Here is a 17974-nt window from a genome sequence, read left to right as displayed (position 1 = left end):
TAACAGTAATATGAAAATCAAGATAAATTATAGAGAGAGTGTTTTAAAAAAAACAGGATTGGTGATCCTTTCCATGCTAACAGTACTTCAGGTACTGGGGCAGGATAAAACCACGCTTAAGGTCGGTGATCCGGCACCACCTGTCAAAGTTTTTAAATGGGTCAAAGGAAATCCTGTTGAATCTTTTGAAAAGGATAAGGTTTATGTAATGGAGTTTTGGGCCACATGGTGCGGTCCCTGTAAAGCAGCAATGCCCCATCTTTCTGAAATGGCAAGGAAATATGCAGGTAAAGTTACATTCACCGGCGTTGATATCTGGGAAAAAAAAGGACAGCCTCAGGAAAAAGAACTGCCCGCCGTGATCAGTTTTGTGAAGCAGATGGGCAAAGATATGGACTATAATGTAGCAATGGACAACAACAACCAGGATATGGCCAATAACTGGATGACAGCCGCCGGTCTGGGAGGGATACCAGCAACATTCCTGATCAAGGATGGAAAGATCGCATGGATCGGTCACCCTATGAGCCTAGAGCCCATTCTGGCCCAGGTTGTTGCAGGTACCTATAATTCAAAAGCATTTGGCGATAATTATAACAAGCAGAGCCAGGATCAACAAAAACAGCGTAGTGAAGTGGACGCAATATTTAAGCCGATCCAAGAGGCGAGAAAGGCAAAGAATTATAAAAAGGTATTGGTTTTGATCGACTCATCAATGGCAGAAATCTCAAGTAAATATAAATTGTACCAGGGAGGTGCTGAAAGCATGAAATTTGAGGCTCTGGTAGAAACAGATATCCAGAAAGCGATTGTTTTTGCAAGAGAATGGCATAAGACAGCTCCGGGCTGGGCGAACATATCCGTTCCCAAACTTTTCTCAGAGAAGGACGGGCTTCCAGTTGAAGCCTACAGGATGGGAAGTGAATTCATGCAGGAAGCGCTATTGTTGCCCAACGCTGTAACTCCCTTGGTATATGAGATCATAGCGAAGTGTTATTTTAAAGCTGGAGACACTGTCAATGCTGTTGCTTCACAGAAAAAAGCACTTGAAACTGGTAAAGCTGCCCTTAAGGAGGGAAAGTACAAGGGAAGTATTCTTGAGGAAACGATTGCCAGGTTTGAAGCAGAGCTTAAGGAATATGAAAAGTAATTGATCGGATTGTTTTAGTTTACTCGTTTATTTTAGCGGCAAAGAAGATTTCTTTGCCGCTTTTTTTGTCTTTTGTCGGAGGGATTATCTAGGACTGGAAGTCGATATTAGGGATTTACCGCTGTTTTTGCTTATCAATGTTTACCACAGGTTTATCATCCGATAGGTGATCACTTTATTTATTCCACAAATCAAACAGGGCATGAAAACACAATCGGATTTGCAAGTTTATTCACTAAAATATTAAAATTTATACCTGATTATTGCGAAAAGATATTTATGTGTCTTTTTAGCGTCCCTAAATTTTTCATCCTACACGGTCGGGCCTTTTTCGTGCAGAAAAAATCATTTATTGATCAATAACTGGTTATTTTTTTGGTTGAGTGCCAAATTAATGTTTTTTTAAGCTTTTTTTTGCCCGTTATGCGTTCTTGCAGCTTTTTATGGTCCGGGTACTTCTCCTATATGAAAAATGTATATCCGTATGTAGCTTTTATATGGATTAAGAAGTCACAGGATCATTTAAGAGCAAGTTTTTAACCAATTATAAATACACACATTAACGATGATTTCTTCTTCAAAAGTTTTAAAGGCCGGTCTTTTGGGCGCTGTCCTGTCGTTTGCATCAAGCCTGGCATTTTCCCAGCAAGATGCGGGGAAAAGTAACTTAAAATACATTGATCCTACAATAGGGAATGTTGGCCATTTGTTACAGCCTACAAGGCCCACTGTACAATTGCCCAATCAGATGATTAGGGTTTTCCCACTTCGCGAAGACTATATGTCCGACCAGATTACAGCCTTCCCACTGAATGTAGTTTCCCATAGGTTGGGCGAGGTATTTGCAATAAAACCATCTGTAAACCGCATTGCCGCAAATTCGTATGTGAGGAAAATGACATATGATCATGATCTTGAGATCACAAGACCTTGGTATTATTCGACATACCTGATAGATGATCAGGTGAAGGTAGAGTTTGTGCCGGGCAACAAAGTAGGGATATTTAGGTTTTCCTTTCCCGAAAAAGGGGAAAGGAACATTCTTTTCAGCCTGCTGAACGACGGAGCGGGATCCTTTCAGGCATTGTCCGATACCGAGATTATAGGTTCAGAAACCTATCATGGAAACATCGCAGTATATTTTTATGGGAAATTCAATGAGAAGCCGTCTTTCGGTATTTTGGAAAACCAGAAAGTAAGCGATAAGAAGTCTGTTTCGGGGAAAAACGCTAGGGCATTTGCATCGTTTGCTGCTGGTACTGGAAGTGTAGAGCTGAGCTATGCAGTTTCCTATATAAGCCCTGAACAGGCACAGAAGAACTACTTAAAAGAGTTCAATGGTGCAGATTTTTCACAATTAAAACAGAAAGGCGAAGAAGCCTGGTCAAAGGTAATCAACAAGATTTCGGTTACAGGAGGGACCGAGGCTCAGAAACGGACCTTTTATACTTCTTTATACCGTTCATATGAACGAATGGTCGACATCACCGAAGACGGGCAATACTTCAGCGGTTTTGACAACAAGGTACACAAGACGGTCCGTCCTTTTTATACTGACGACTGGGCATGGGACACCTATCTTGCCCAACACCCTTTAAGGACGATACTGGCACCGGCACAGGAAGAGGACATGTTGAACTCTTATGTGAGCATGTACGAGCAGGGCGGCTGGATGCCTACCTTTCCCGTACTGTTCGGAGACCATGCCTGTATGAACGGTTTCCATTCAACAGTTGTTTTTCTTGATGCCTATAGAAAGGGCCTAAAGAACTATAATGTGGCAAAAGCCTATGAGGGATTGAGAAAAAACTCGACCGATGCGACGATGCTGCCCTGGCGAAATGGTCCTAAGGGGCCTTTGGACGACTTTTATCATAAGAACGGTTATTTTCCATCGCTGAGGATCGGTGAGGCAGAGACCGACACGATGGTTCATAAGTTTGAGAAAAGACAGGCAGTTGCGGTTACCCTTGGCCAGAGCTATGATGACTGGGCCCTTGGTCAGCTGGCAAAAGACCTTGGCAAAGACGCTGATTATAGCCTATTTGACAAAAAGGCTGATAACTATAAGAATTTATGGGAGAAGGATAAGAGAATGTTTATGCCAAAGGACAGCGAAGGAAACTGGATCAAGATGGATCCAAAATTTGACGGAGGAATGGGAGCCAGGGATTATTATGATGAAAATAATGGCTTTACCTACAAGTGGCAGGTACAGCATGATCTAAAAGGACTTGTTGACCTGATTGGCGGAGAGAAGAATTTCGAGAATGATCTTGACCAGCTTTTTAGGGAGGGGCTTGGCAGAAGTAAATATGCTTTCTGGGCAAAGCTTCCGGATGCAACCGGCCTTGTTGGTCAGTTTTCAATGGGCAATGAGCCAAGCTTTCATATTCCATACCTGTACAATCTGACGGGTGCTCCCTGGAAGACCCAGAAGAGGATCCGCTTCCTGCTGGATACCTGGTTCAAGGACAATGTATTCGGTATTCCGGGAGATGAGGACGGCGGGGGAATGACTTCTTTTGTGGTGTTCTCCTCACTGGGCTTTTATCCCCTTACGCCCGGTCTTCCAGTCTATACCATAGGCAGCCCGTTGTTTGAAAAATCATCTATCAGATTGGACAACGGAAAGACTTTTACTGTAAATGCCAATGGGAGCAGCGTAGTGAACAAATACATCCAAAGTGCCAAATTAAATGGCAAAGTACTGGATACTCCATGGTTTACCCACGATCAGCTTGTCAATGGCGGTACACTTGAACTGGAAATGGGCCCATATCCTAACAGGGAATGGGGGGTAGCGAAAAATTTCACTACGCAGAGAAGATAATATAGCAATAGGAGATTAAGTGATACGGCTTAACCTCTCTATTTGATTTCTTTTTTTCAACCACCCAAATAACTAATATTAACCAGATTTAACCAAATGAATAAAAGGATATTTCTGCTTTTAATGGCCTGCTGTTCAGTTTTATATAGTTTCGCCCAGAGAAAGCACGCTAAAAAATCAAAATTCCCAAGTTATAAAGGCTTGGTCATGGCCGGCTATCAGGGCTGGTTCAACGCAAAGGGGGATGGTGCAGACCGCGGCTGGAACCACTATGGCCGCGTTGAACAGGCGAAGATCGGGGTTGAGATATGGCCTGAAATGGGTGAGTATAGGAAAACCTATAAAACCCCATTTAAACTTGCAAACGGAGATCCCGCCTATCTGTTCAGTTCATATGATAGGTCTTCCGTTCAGCTTCACTTCAAATGGATGAAGGACTATGGTATCGATGGGGTTTTTATCCAGCGTTTTGTCGCCAATCTTAAGTATAGGCAAGGCCTCAACCACAATAATAAGGTACTTTCAACCGCTTTTGAAGCGGCAGCAAAAAATAATAGGGCAGTCGCAGTGATGTATGACTTTTCCGGAATGATTGACGGAGATGAAAAACTGGTAATACAGGACTTTAAAAACCTGGTGGACAGTCTGAAGATAACCAATATGGGCAATAACCAGAATTATCTCTATCACAATGGTAAACCACTGGTGGCACTTTGGGGTGTAGGCTTTAATGATAACCGCAAGTACAACCTTAAAAATGTGCAGTATATCATAGACTTTTTAAAAAATGACCCTGTTTATGGTGGCTGTTCGATTCTGTTGGGAGTTCCTACCCAGTGGCGTGAACTGAAAGGAGACACTCAATCGGATCCTGAACTTCTTGAAACTTTTAAGAATGCGGATATCATTCACCCTTGGTTCGTTGGCCGTTTTGCCGAAGCCGGCGTTCCTGTGATGTTGGAGAGGATAAGAAGGGATATTGCATGGTGCAGGGAAAATAAGGTGGATTATGTACCGGTGGTATATCCCGGATTCAGCTGGCACAATATGAGACCGCGATCTCCATTTGATCAGATTCCGCGAAACCGGGGACAGTTTTTTTGGAAGCAGTTGTCGGGTGCAATAGAAAACGGTGCGGAGATGATCTATATTGCTATGTTTGACGAAGTGGATGAAGGAACCGCGATTTTTAAAATGAGTAAAAATCCTCCGGTCGGTAATGTTCGGTTCTTAACCCCCGAGGAAGATATTCCGTCTGATTATTATATGTACCTAAGTGGATTTGCGGGCAAGATGCTCAGGGGCGAAGTCCCGTTCCAGAGCAATATTCCTCCGCCAAAGGGTAAATAGGCTAGCGCCAGAGTACAGAAAGGATTTAACAGAACCCACTGGACGTATACCAGTGACAGGTTGATTTTAACAAGAATTTTGAAGAATAACAACAATTATCACTAAAGATGAAAATAGTATTTAAACTATCTGTTCTATTCATGCTTTTACACTTAAGTGTATCTGCAAAATTACGCCTCCCAGCCCTTGTCGCCGACCATATGGTTCTGCAGAGAGATATAAAGATCCCGGTATGGGGCTGGGCTGAGAAAGGGGAGGAAGTTCAGGTTACCTTTAAAGGGGCAACATATAAAACAACTGCGGACGATAATGGTAAATGGACTGCCGTAATGCAGCCGACTGCTGCTGGCGGGCCTTACGAACTTACTGTCAAGGGGAAAAGCGAAGAGATCCGCATCAAAGATATTATGATAGGGGATGTCTGGATCTGTTCCGGGCAATCAAATATGGTTTTTGATTTTAACAACGCCCGTGCGAAAGTGCTATATGCCAAAGATATTGCTGCATCAGAGAATAACCAGATCAGGCAGATATTGGTAACCCGTGTGACCGGTGCTGTACCCAACGAGAATTTTAAGACCTCGGGATGGAGATCAGCAAAGCCGGAAATATTAAATGGGTTTTCGGTTGCGGCTTATTTTTTTGCCAGGGAACTGTACGAAAAGAACAAAGTGGCAATTGGTCTGATCAATGCAAGCTGGGGAGGTACAAAGGCCGAGGCATGGACCAGTGAAGAGGGAATCAAGGCATTTCCCCAGTTTGAAAATGAAGTTAAGCTGTTAAAAGATACAGCACAGATTGCCGCCAAGATAAAGCAGCGCCAGCAGTCGATCACTGACTGGCATCTAAAGAATAAAACAGAGGACAAGGGGTATAAAGATGGAAGTGCTGACTGGGCATCACAGGAATTTAACGATGGATCATGGAAAACAGTCACCATTCCAACGATGTTCGAGAAATTTGGTTTCGCGAATACCTTTGGTGTGATATGGTTCAGAAAAGAGATCGATGTTCCTGAAGATCTGATAGGCAAAGATGCTGTTCTGAAGCTTGGAAATGTTGATGATGAGGATGAAACTTTCATCAACGGAACCAAGATAGGAGGATATGCAAATAGGGAAAAATCAAGGGAGCACACAGTTGCTTCCAAACTTATAAAAGCAGGTAAAAACATCATTGCAGTAAGGGTCATCAACTGGAATGGGCCGGGCGGATTCGCAGGTAATAAACCAATGGTGCTCGACTTCGGTACAAAGCAGGTTTCAATTGACGGTAACTGGAAATATGAGTTGGGTAGAAAGACAGGACAGCTTCCGGGACCATATAACCCCCAGGACCTGAGCGTTTCTATATACAATGGCATGATTGCGCCTTTAATCCCGTATGCAATCAAAGGGGTAATCTGGTATCAGGGTGAAAATAACGGTTCACGTGGCATCGAATACAGAACATTGTTTCCAGCAATGATTGCCGATTGGAGGCTAAAATGGAAACAGGGTGATTTCCCATTTATTTTTCAACAGTTGGTCAACTATAGGCAGCCTGTTCAACAGCCGGCAGAGAGTGATTGGGCCGAGTTAAGGGAAGCACAACTTATGACACTTTCCAGGTCTGCGAATACAGCTATGGCGGTGGGTATTGATATCGGGGAAGCAGGCGATATCCATCCGGTCGATAAATTGGATGTGGGTAAGCGTCTGGCACTTGCAGCAAGGAAACTGGCTTACGGAGAGAAAAATCTTGTTGCCTCTGGACCTGTATATAAATCGATGCGGATAAAAGACAATAAAGCAATCCTAAGTTTTACCAGTACCGGAGCCGGGCTGAAGACCAAAGATGGAAAAGCACCTGGCTACTTTGCCCTTGCAGGTGCCGATAAGAAATTTTACTGGGCTGATGCAGTAATCGTCGGTAACCAGATTGAAGTATCCAGCAAGGATGTCAATGCACCTGTTGCAGTACGCTATGCCTGGGCCGACAATCCCGAAGGCTGTAACCTTATTAACAATGAGGGGCTGCCCGCATCTCCATTCAGAACAGATGACTGGGAAAGAGTAAAGTAAAAAACATTCCTGGTCTGCAACCAAGTAAGAACGAAGTTTCTTAATATGCTCAGCTGGATAAAGGGCCGGTATTGAAAATGATAAATGAATGAATAAATAAAGCGATGATGATAAAAAAGTACATGCTTGAAACGCTTACACTGACAATACTGTTATTGAACACATCAGTATTTGCCCAGTCAAGTGCCAATTTAACCGAACAGTTTAGTGATCCCGGTAAGAAACTGGAAAAAACCGATAGAGGCCTGCTAAAAATAGAGAACGGTGTTTTAAAAAGTAAGGATGCCTATGCGTCATTTGGCGGAGAGGAAATGGGCAATTATGAATTTAGTTTTAAGGCCCGTACACCAGCAAATGGAAGCGAAGTACAGATATGGTCGGGATTTAGGGCATCAAGCAGAAATGACAGGTATATTCTTGGCCTAAGGGGCGGCATTCAAAATGATCTATATTTGGCAAGATTAGGGTATATGGGGACTGACGATCACCTGGCACTTAGACATCTTGATTTTCCATTGGTTCCGGGTAAATGGTATGATATCAGGGTTCAGATAGCAGGAAGCCGTATCAAGGTATTCCTAAATAAGGAAGAACTGCCATGGATTGATGTTGAAGATCCGAATACAGAATTCTCACCCAAAGGAAAAGTTACCCTTGGGGGAAGCTGGATCGAAACTGAATTTGATGACCTGCGAATAAAACCACTTTCATCAAATATCTTTTCCAAAGGTCCGGTAAAAGAATATCAGGTGAAAAAGATAGATAAGAACCGGAAAAGGGAAGAAGAACGCGCTGCTTATAAACCTGTCTTAGTAAACAATATCGGCCCTTCTAGAACAAAGATTTCTTTGGATGGTTCCTGGCTGTTCAGTCCGGGTTACGAAACCAAAAGTACCGCAGATGCAGTTTCACCGTCAAACCCTGATCAGAACTGGCATATTATGAGGGTTCCCCAGTTCTGGAACCCAAATAGGGAATGGCTGCACGGGGAGAAGTACAACACCGCCAGCAAGGGAGTGTCAGATAACTACTACCAGAAAGAGATCGATAGGTGCGAAGGCTATACCTTTGATTATAAGAGAACAGATGTAGGCTTTTACCGCCAATGGATCGAGTTGCCGGAGAACATCAGTGGCAGGTACCTCGAGCTTACATTTGATGCTGTGTCGAAGGTTGCTGAAGTATTTGTAAATGGAAAAAGAGCTTCAAGTCCACATGTGGGGATGTTCGGCGAGTTTAAGATAGATGTTACCAAACTTCTTAAGCCAGGTAAAAACCTTGTGGTAGTCAAGGTTTCAAGAGACTATGTAAAAGATATCAAGGATGCAGATGTCGTAACCGATGTAGCTGTTACGGTTCCTGTAACCAACAAGATGCTGAAAGATCTGGCCCACGGTTTCTACAATGATGATCCTGCAGGGATATGGCAGCCCGTAGCGCTTGTGGTTTCAGAACCGGTAAGGATTACCGATGTCTACATAAAACCCAAATTGACGGGCGCTGATTTTGAGGTAACTGTTAAAAACAACACTGGTGATGCACGGAAATTTTCAATTGTGACAGCAATAGATGCAGTAGCCCAGAAATCACAGTTATATAATGCTTCAGCTCTGGAAGATGTGACACTGAATGCAGGTGAGGAAAAAATATTTACCTTCAGTATTGGTAATCTAAAGCCTTTATTGTGGACCCCGGCCAGTCCAAATCTCTATAATTTCAATTTTTCAATCAAAGTTGCAGGGAAAGAGCTGGATAGGCAAAGTATAGTATCTGGGTTCAGGACATTCGAAACAAAAGGTGATTTCTTTTATCTGAACGGTCGGCAGTACTGGCTAAGAGGGGGCAACCATACTCCAATGTCACTGGCACCAAATGATACCGCATTGGCCAACCAGTTCAATAAGCTCATGCACGATGGAAATATTATGATTACCCGAACGCATACTGCTCCTTACAATGAGCTGTGGCTATCATCATCAGACCAAAAAGGTGTCGGGGTAAGTTATGAAGGTGGATGGCCATGGCTGATGATCAAAAGCAGTATGCCAGACCAGAAATTGATCGATCTCTGGAAGAATGAGTTTTTTGATCTGATCAAAAAATATAGAAACCATCCTTCCCTATTGTTCTGGACGGTCAACAATGAAATGAAATTCTACGACAATGATCCTGATTTCGAACGGGCAAAGGTTAAAATGGGAATTATATCTGATGTGGTAAAAAAGATCAGGGAAATTGATCCCACCAGACCTGTCTGTTTCGATTCCAATTATACCCGTAATGAGAAGAAATTCGGTAAGGAGTTTTTCGATAAAATTGATGATGGAGATATTGATGACCACCATTGGTATATCAACTGGTACCATGGATCTATTTTTTCTGAATTTAAAGGTGAATGGCAAAAATCGTTCAAGAATCCAGGAAGGCCACTGATCAGTCAGGAGTTTTCTACAGGCTATGCAAGTGAAACCGGACACCCGACAAGGTTTTATACCTATGTCCATCAGAATCCCGCAAGTCTGGTTGGTAATTATGCTTACGAATATGCGAATCCTGAATATTTCCTAAAGGCACAGACATTTATAACCAAGGAGTCTGCTGAGGCTGTCAGGAGAACGAATGAAAAAGCTGCCGGGATTTTGCATTTTGCAGCATTGACCTGGTTCAAGAATATTTACCAGGCTGATAAAATTGCGCCACACCCAAGTTATTCGGCCATGAAAAAAGCGCTTCAACCCATTTTGGTTTCTGCTGAATTGTGGGGAAGACATTTTTATTCAGGAACTAAACTGCCCCTGAGGGTTTACATAGTTAATGACAGGGATGAAGGAACCGAGCTCGCCGAAACAGAACTTCAATGGTCGGTTCGCGGTGAGGATGATAAGATAATACTGGCAGGCAAGGAAGCTGTTCCCCCTGTTGCCTATTATGGACGTAAATTTATTGAACCTGTAATCAACATCCCGAACACGTTGCCGGTTTCAAGGATAAATGCCAGACTTGTATTAAAGTTAGTAGAAAAAGGAAAGACTGTTTCTGAGAATGAGGTTGAATTGCTGCTTTCTGATAAGAAATGGCTGGGAGTAGGGCGCTTAAAAGGAAAAAATATTGTTCTTGTTGACAAGTTGGATGGGATTTCACCTGTCTTGGCAGATCTGGGGATAGGAAGTAAAAAGGTGAATTCCGTAATTGATGCCCTTAAGGAGAAGTCTGATGTTCTGATCTTAAGCGGTTTGGATTCTGTAAATACTTCTCCGTCTGAGGTTGACAGGATCAATGCATTTGTAGCAGCAGGTGGTAAGTTATTACTGCTGAATTCAGGTAGGCTGGCCAGCTCACTGTTTCCTGGCAAGGTGCGGAATATTTTTAAAGAGAACGGTGAAATTGTCTCTATAGAAGTGCCGGAATCACCTGTTTTTGATGGAATTGAGCCGATGGATACCAGATACTTCAATAACAACAAAAGAGAAAACCCATTGGTAGTTAAAAGTGCATACAGAATAAACAGAGGGACTGGGGTAGAACCCTTAGCCTCCTTCCTGAAAATCCATGGATACCTTGAAGGGAACATCCGTGAACGGACCAAAAAAATGGATGAAATGAGGGGCTTTCCGATCGTTAAGATCAGCGAAAAGGGTACAGCAATCCTATCAGAGATTATGTTTGAAAAAGCAACAACAGATCCCATCGCCGGTAAGTTACTTGTGAATATGCTAGGGACACTGCTGAATGACTAAATTTAGGGGTGAAGCAGTCTGTATCGGTTACCATAGTTGATAATTGTTTTGCTGTTAGGTTGTGATGCCTTTTTTTGATTAGCTAAATAAGCTTTAATATACCGTTTGTTATTCCGGCGCCTTCGCATTTCTTATGCGAGGGCGTTTTGAGTATTGTATACCCTTAACGGGCAATGAATGACTGTTATTGAAGGAAAGGGAACCCTGACTATGCCATAGCTACCGCTACGAAGAGCATCTCTGTTAAACTAGTTAACAACAGGGCGACCAATAATTGAATCTATATTTTGCTCTAGGATATGGCTCTTGCTGTTTTGATATTGCTGAGACAGCTATAGGGTTCAGGGTAATGTGAGCATAATTTAGCCTGTTTTAAAGTAGCTGCGTCGTAATGTTAATCAGTTTGATATTGTCTTTTTTAATTAGGTTTTTAGTCGCTATTTATAGTAGTGGTAGCGGGGTAGGTCATGGATAAAAGTGTGGAGGAAAATATATACTTAATCCGGGATTTCAATAAAAACTGTTTTCATGATAATTATTTTTCAACCCGGTTTGTCCTTTATTGTGATGAAACTGGACCTTTATTCAGTTATAAATATTGTTGTTTCGAAGTGAAACCATCTTTAGTGTTCCTTTTTTATCCCTCAGGTTGATTTCTGATGAACAAAATCCTGTGCATATCTATGAAAATAGGCTGTTTCGGGTTTATAAAGACATCATGGGAATATTTTGGTTCATCAAGGCTGTTTTTAAGGTTTTTTTAAGTTTTTTTTAAGACTTGAGATTAGTTTTATGTTTAAGCAAATGCCTTTTTTTGCTTACACCTAAACATAACCAAATATGATGAACAAAACCACAATGAGTGGTGTGAGCCTGCTATCACGGTTCCCCAGATCGGGGCTTCTCAGCCCTAAAAACATTCAGATTGCCAGACAGCTGGTAATTCAGATCCTTACAGGTATTTGCATGATTACTTTGCTCTGCCGTTGCAGTAAAATTCCCGACGATCTGGCAAGTGCCGGGATCAGCGGAAAGTCTAAAGCACAGGGGCTGGTGCAACAAGCCCTGGCAGTTCCGCCCGGAACCGGATCAATTGATGACCCCAATATCCAGTATTTCGGCCGTTGGGATTTTAGCAATGCTACACAGTATGTAAGTAATTGGGGAGGCGCATATCTGCGTGTAAAATTTACCGGCACAACGGTCAAAATAAAAGTGGGCGCTGCGACCCATTATTACGCCAAGATAGACAATGGTCCCTGGGTCAGCTATCCGAATGCCACCGGTACTGTTAACCTTACGCCAAGTGCGCTTGCAAGTGGTACCCATACTGTTACGGTGGCTCAGGGAAAGGACTATAATTATTTTTTTAATTTTCAAGGATTTATACTCGATACAGGCGCAACAACAAGTACTCCGGATGTATCTACCGATATCATCGAATATATAGGTGATTCGATAACTGCTGGCTACGCAGCGGGAACAGGTGGGCAGGCAAATGTCTCAGCCTATGGATGGGTCTGCTCGGAAGCGTTAGGTACAGAGCATACTCAGATTGCCTATCCTGGAATAACACTTGTAAGCGGTTATACGATAAGTGCCGGCATGGACACACAGTACTTCAAGTTGCAGAATCCCTCGTACACCTCATCACCCAACTGGGATTTTACAAAGTATACTCCAAGACTTATTGTTGTCAATCTTGGTACCAATGATAACAACAAGGGGGTGCCTGACAGTGTTTTCAAGAACGGCTACATTACCTTCCTTGCCAACATCAGGACAAAGTTTGCAAACGCTGAGATATTTGTAATGAGAACTTTTATCGGGGTAAAGGCGGTGCCTACATTGGCCGCAGTAAATGCCAGAATTGCCGCAGGGGACAACAAGGTTCATTATATAAATACGACAGGGTGGTTGACCTCAACTGATTACTCGGATGGACTGCACCCAAATGTAAGTGGACACATCAAGGCCGCCAACCTGCTCAGACCTATTCTGGATCCGTATATAAATGGAACCCCTACACTTGCTGACGGAACCTATAAGATAATCAACAGGAACAGTGGCCTGGCAATCGATGCGAAGGCACAGGGTACCGCAAACGGTACAGCAATTCAGCAATGGACATATAGTGGACAGAATAACCAGCGCTGGACCGTGACCTCTCTAGGCGGGGGACAATATAGGATTGTAGGTGTACAGAGCGGGAAATCGCTTGATGTTACCGGTCAGTCTACCGTTAACGGTGCAAAAGTCCAGCTATATAATTCTACCAGCGGTAATAATCAAAAATGGATTATTACTCCTGGTGTAGGCGGGTATTATACCATAAAGGGCGTTCAGAGCAATCTGATGATGGAGATTGGTAATAATTCAACAACAGCGGGGGAGCTTGTCCAGATTTGGAGCAGTACCGGGGGCAACAACCAACAGTGGACTTTTCAGACACCTTAATAATTGAAATTATTTATTGTAATGAAACGTCCTGGTGTTTCTACGTAAAAAAAATATGCCATGGCTAGGTGTAAACGGAACCGTCGGACGGTTTTATCTTTCAATATAGGATAGATCACTGATGTCATCGTTATACCGCCCACTGGTGGGCAGGTGATTCATAAATCCTTATTAACATTAGTACAATTAATCAATTATAAACCCAAATCAAAAAAAATGAAAAAAACAAACATGTTTGTTCTGACGGCCGCTTTTGCGGTATTTATGGGCTGTTCCAAAAAGGAAGCCTCAACAGCTGATGAGCAGGTTCCGGCACTGAACAATAAACTTGCCCTTGCAGGGATTGCTGCGTCTCCGGTCGGCGATGTAGTAGGAAAGGTAACGGTAGGTTATCAGGGATGGTTCGGTGCCTCTGGTGATGGTTCACCTTTGAATTCCTGGCAGCACGGAAACCTTGAATGCTGGCCGGATACCCGTGAGTATTTAAATACCTATTCGGGGACACCGTTTCCTCAGGGTGGAGTGTCACAGCCAGGCTTTACCGGTAATCTTGGCAATGGGCAGCCAGCTAAGATGTTTTCTTCATGGTCGTCTCAGACTGTAGCCAAACATTTTCAGTGGATGCAGGATTATGGTATCGACTGCGCAGCTCTCCAAAGGTTTGGGAGCTATCTGGCAGCAGGATCAAAGAAAAATTTCTTTGATCAGGTTGTGGCTAAAGCAAGAAATTCAGCAGAAGTCTATGGACGTAAATTTTATATCATGTATGACTGTAAGGCTACAGATCCCATAGATGTGGACTGGACTAACTCGATGAGTACCCACATCAATTCTTCGGCCTATGCAAGACAGAATGGCAAGCCAGTTGTTTGCTTCTGGGGAGTAGGGAAATCAGACAGAGGCACTATGGCAGACTGGGTAACAAAAATCAATTGGTTCAAGGCTCAGGGATGCTATGTGATTGGTGCCCCATTACAGGGCTGGAGAGGTGCAACTGATAAATCTGCATATAATGCATGTGATATGATTATGCCATGGATGGTAGGTAAAACTACCAATTTTCAAAGCTGGTTTACAGATGATGTGGCTTATTGTAACGCTCGCGGTATTGATTACCAGGCCGATATCTATCCGGGAACAGCGTTTTACAATACAAACGGTCAACCAAAGAACAAAATTCCAAGAATGCATGGAGACTTTATGTGGTCGCAGTTCGCTGCAGCAAAAAATTCTGGAGTAAACAGCGTCTATATATCGATGTTTGATGAGCTGAATGAAGCAACTCAGATTTTCAAGACAGCAGAGAATGACTCAATGGCACCAGCTGGTAAGTATTTTCTTAACCTGGATGCAGATGGTGTTGCAGTTACGTCTGATTTTTATCTAAGGCTGACCAATGATGGTGGGAAGATGATCAAAGGCACAATACCATACACAGCAACGCATCCAACTGCACACTAATAAGCGGCCTAAGCAGAAAGATTGCCTTTGGCACCTTAATTGAAGGCGCTTATTTATCTCTAACAGACATGAGAACGCAGTCCTAGACGGTTCTCATGTCTGTTTTTTATCCTATAAGAATCCATGAGGGGTATATTTAGGAACCGGATTATAGCGCAATTATTGATTGAAACTAATTTCAATGGGTACCCGATTACTGCTGTTGGTTTTTTTGTTCATAGATAAAGATTATGCTCAAGATAACCCTATCATACTGAACACAGATATTCAAGGTCTGGCCGGCAAGTTGTACCCCATAAAAAAATGAATAGGGCTGTTTTGCCTATTTTCAACAGGAGGGCTATCTGATGAAGGAAGTAACCAGAAAATAACTTATTGGTTGCATACACGTCATATAGTTTTTACAATTTGGTGCCATTATTTTATTTAAGATTGTCCCCAACTGGGAGATCCCTGGAAAAGTTTTACGAAAATGCAGTTTATGCCCGAAAGTAGCTATTTTTTGATGCTGGAACAGTCTAGCGCAATGCTTTTGCGGATTAAGGATAAAAAGCAGTCAATCCGTAATTTCGAAGCGCAGAATGGACAGCTTAAAAAGTATTTTGATCTGAACGGCTGGGAGGATATGCTGATGTTTTATGCTTTTTTATGCGTAAAAATACTTGAAATAAGATTCTTTGCAAATGCACTAATGGGAGATAAACCTTCCCTACATAATATTATCTTCACAAGAAAAGTGCTGATTTCGGTCAGACACTTACAGGAAAGGCTGGGTGAAAGTGTTCACAGGTTAAAATATTTCTTTTTGGATACAGATAGCGATAACTTCAGGTCTGCCAGAAAGATTGTGAATCAAATAAACCTCGGTGCCGAAAAGCTTTTTTCATATCCTCTGGCCATCCCATTGTTCAATGAGGATGCGATTAAGCAAGAACTTCTGGAATATGTCACATCTGAACTGCCTGAACATACCCAGATGTTGGGGCTGATCTCTGAGCTTGAAGTTTATCTAGATTCCGTGCTTAAACTGATGCAACTGATACAGAAAGGGCAATTGGAAAATTTTGATTCCCTCGCCCAGCATATGGGAAGGTTTGATGAAGTCAGGGCCTAAACGCGAAATGTCCCCAGCAGTTTTATCTGTTACTAACCCTTAATCTGATCCCAGGTCTGGGTGCTCATGAAGTTAATAAATAATTTCGGCATGTGTTTGTATTTTGCACAGGGTTTGGGCTGTTCTGATACTATCCTACAATAGAGGCCAGTCTTACCTTTCTAAAAGAAAGAACTTGATATTTTATCCCATTGTTGGAGGTTTAAAGTGGTCCTGATATAAATTGTCCTTTATCATAAGTTCACCAAAGCGTGTCTCCATTTGTCATGAAGTTTTACCGATGGTATATCATTCTAAGGTACTCAAGCCTCCAACAATGGGATAAAATAGTTATGGACTCTTTCTTAAGTCAATAGCTGACCGTATTAGGTAGTTTTTGCCAGTTACAGGGAGGATATTCCGGCTTATGCCTTCCAGTGCAGATGCTTTGATCTGTTTACCTTCCCTTTCTTCACCAAGGAGGAGCATGTAGTCCGCAAGTTTGGCAGCCCAACGATAGTCCTGTTCCTTTAATGCCTGCTTGGCAGCACTTAGCATTTTGGCTTTACCACCTGCAAGCTTCGCATGCCTTTCTGCATCTTCAATGGGCGTAAGTGGAACGAGGTCTGTAGGATTCCCGTCAAACCATCCCAGTTTGGCTGCATATATAGAGCGGACAGCCCAAGGGATTGCCCCATAAAGCTCTGCCAGGTAAGGTTCCTTTGCAAGCTGTGAGGGCAAATGGATTTCAGCTGCCAGCTGATCCGGTGTTTTCCCTTCATTCATCCCCTTGATCGTTTCACTGTAGACATATTCAATCGCTTCCGCATGGTTACGGAGCATAGGCATTATTTTATCCGATCCAACTATTGCATTGTTGTGTCCAAACATAATGGCCTGTGGATTGAATTCCATTAGTCTTCGGACAGATTTGCCCCACTGTTCAATATCCCGGTAGGTCCCGCCTCGTATCGGGTAAAGGTTGGGAAATGCACCGACAACATGGTCTCCGGAAAAAAGCACTTGTTTCTCAGGTAGCCAGGTTACCACGTGATCAGCACTTTCGCCTGGAATGGTATACAGCTCCAGTTTGATGCCATCTATTGTTAGCTCGGTTTTTCCTTCGTTCACGAAGCGGTTTGGTGATATCAGGGGGCCGGTTTCCCCTTTGGGGAAACGTGGGATCATGGAATTGAGGGGATAGATGCTATCAGGAATACCGATTCCGAACTGTTTGGATGCACGCTGTGCTACAACTTTTTCTAGACCTACGGTACTTTTTTGTTCTGCACCGAAGTTGTAATGCCCCCATACAGGAATGGTCCCCTTGCGGCCCTGGAGAAAAGCGTTCGCCCCCCGACGGTGGTCCGGATGGCTATGGGTAAGAATAATTCCTAGCAGGGAATCGGGAGCCAGTTTTTTAATCTCTTCAAGGGCCTCTTTCCCGCCACGGATATCATCTCCGGTGTCAATAAGTATAAAGCCGTTTTTGGTGACAATGACACCAAAGTTAGAGCCGTTGTATCCAACAAATGCATAAACACCAGGAGCTAACTCCACTCTCTTGCGTTCAAGTTTCTGGTGATGAAAATCTGATGGATTCTCAAATCCCGGATAGACCTGGGCTGAGCCAATATTAGTATTGATATTGATCATGACAAATAGGCAAAACAGGCCTTTTAGGATAAGTTTTATTTGGGAGCTTTTGTTTTTCATTTGATATTTTATTTTGGAAGTCCGTTTAATGAGCGATAATGATCAGGGGTAAATGGAACGTATAATCTTTTGCTGGATATCCAGGGATTTTATCCCAATATCAGCTGAAAATAT

At 42.9% G+C, this 17974-nt stretch carries 9 protein-coding genes; 8 read left to right on the top strand and 1 reads right to left on the bottom strand.

Annotated elements, in window-relative coordinates; translation table 11 throughout:
• Positions 1 to 10: 10 nt before the first annotated feature.
• From ACN9MR_RS13450 to ACN9MR_RS13415, 8 genes are all read left to right on the top strand, one after another.
• Positions 11 to 1150 (top strand): TlpA family protein disulfide reductase, encoded by a 1140-nt coding sequence (locus ACN9MR_RS13450; protein WP_426330180.1) that lies wholly within the window; start codon positions 11 to 13, stop codon positions 1148 to 1150.
• A gap of 565 nt (positions 1151 to 1715) precedes the next feature.
• Complete coding sequence (locus ACN9MR_RS13445; RefSeq protein ID WP_426330179.1) at positions 1716 to 3983, top strand: GH92 family glycosyl hydrolase; 2268 nt, start codon at positions 1716 to 1718, stop codon at positions 3981 to 3983.
• A gap of 96 nt (positions 3984 to 4079) precedes the next feature.
• Positions 4080 to 5333, top strand: a complete 1254-nt coding sequence (locus ACN9MR_RS13440) for a glycoside hydrolase family 71/99-like protein (protein WP_426330178.1) — start codon at positions 4080 to 4082, stop codon at positions 5331 to 5333.
• A gap of 107 nt (positions 5334 to 5440) precedes the next feature.
• On the top strand, positions 5441 to 7396 hold the full coding sequence (locus tag ACN9MR_RS13435) for a sialate O-acetylesterase (protein WP_426330177.1): 1956 nt from the start codon (positions 5441 to 5443) through the stop codon (positions 7394 to 7396).
• A 104-nt stretch (positions 7397 to 7500) separates the two neighbouring features.
• Complete coding sequence (locus ACN9MR_RS13430; RefSeq protein ID WP_426330176.1) at positions 7501 to 11133, top strand: sugar-binding domain-containing protein; 3633 nt, start codon at positions 7501 to 7503, stop codon at positions 11131 to 11133.
• Between the two features lie 840 nt (positions 11134 to 11973).
• Positions 11974 to 13590, top strand: coding sequence for an RICIN domain-containing protein (locus tag ACN9MR_RS13425; RefSeq protein ID WP_426330175.1), 1617 nt, complete (start codon positions 11974 to 11976; stop codon positions 13588 to 13590).
• 216 nt (positions 13591 to 13806) lie between these two features.
• Complete coding sequence (locus tag ACN9MR_RS13420; protein ID WP_426330174.1) at positions 13807 to 15051, top strand: glycoside hydrolase family 71/99-like protein; 1245 nt, start codon at positions 13807 to 13809, stop codon at positions 15049 to 15051.
• Between the two features lie 481 nt (positions 15052 to 15532).
• On the top strand, positions 15533 to 16165 hold the full coding sequence (locus ACN9MR_RS13415) for a hypothetical protein (RefSeq protein WP_426330173.1): 633 nt from the start codon (positions 15533 to 15535) through the stop codon (positions 16163 to 16165).
• A gap of 330 nt (positions 16166 to 16495) precedes the next feature.
• On the opposite strand, the gene ACN9MR_RS13410 is transcribed toward ACN9MR_RS13415, so the two are convergent.
• The gene (locus ACN9MR_RS13410) at positions 16496 to 17860 is read right to left on the bottom strand and encodes an alkyl sulfatase dimerization domain-containing protein (protein WP_426330172.1); all 1365 of its coding nucleotides are present in this window, start codon (positions 17858 to 17860) and stop codon (positions 16496 to 16498) included.
• Between the last annotated feature and the right edge of the window lie 114 nt (positions 17861 to 17974).

Origin of the sequence: Pedobacter sp. R-06 (assembly GCF_049913135.1) — a bacterium.
Classification (GTDB): Bacteria; Bacteroidota; Bacteroidia; order Sphingobacteriales; family Sphingobacteriaceae; genus Pedobacter.
Note: the sequence above shows the minus strand (reverse complement) of the source record. Positions and strands in the feature narration are given on the sequence as shown.

Coding starts and splice junctions, on each gene's coding strand:
- ACN9MR_RS13450 (WP_426330180.1), top strand. CDS start 11: ATGAAAATCAAGATAAATTATAGAGAGAGTGTTTTAAAAAAAACAGGA.
- ACN9MR_RS13445 (WP_426330179.1), top strand. CDS start 1,716: ATGATTTCTTCTTCAAAAGTTTTAAAGGCCGGTCTTTTGGGCGCTGTC.
- ACN9MR_RS13440 (WP_426330178.1), top strand. CDS start 4,080: ATGAATAAAAGGATATTTCTGCTTTTAATGGCCTGCTGTTCAGTTTTA.
- ACN9MR_RS13435 (WP_426330177.1), top strand. CDS start 5,441: ATGAAAATAGTATTTAAACTATCTGTTCTATTCATGCTTTTACACTTA.
- ACN9MR_RS13430 (WP_426330176.1), top strand. CDS start 7,501: ATGATGATAAAAAAGTACATGCTTGAAACGCTTACACTGACAATACTG.
- ACN9MR_RS13425 (WP_426330175.1), top strand. CDS start 11,974: ATGATGAACAAAACCACAATGAGTGGTGTGAGCCTGCTATCACGGTTC.
- ACN9MR_RS13420 (WP_426330174.1), top strand. CDS start 13,807: ATGAAAAAAACAAACATGTTTGTTCTGACGGCCGCTTTTGCGGTATTT.
- ACN9MR_RS13415 (WP_426330173.1), top strand. CDS start 15,533: ATGCCCGAAAGTAGCTATTTTTTGATGCTGGAACAGTCTAGCGCAATG.
- ACN9MR_RS13410 (WP_426330172.1), bottom strand. CDS start 17,860: ATGAAAAACAAAAGCTCCCAAATAAAACTTATCCTAAAAGGCCTGTTT.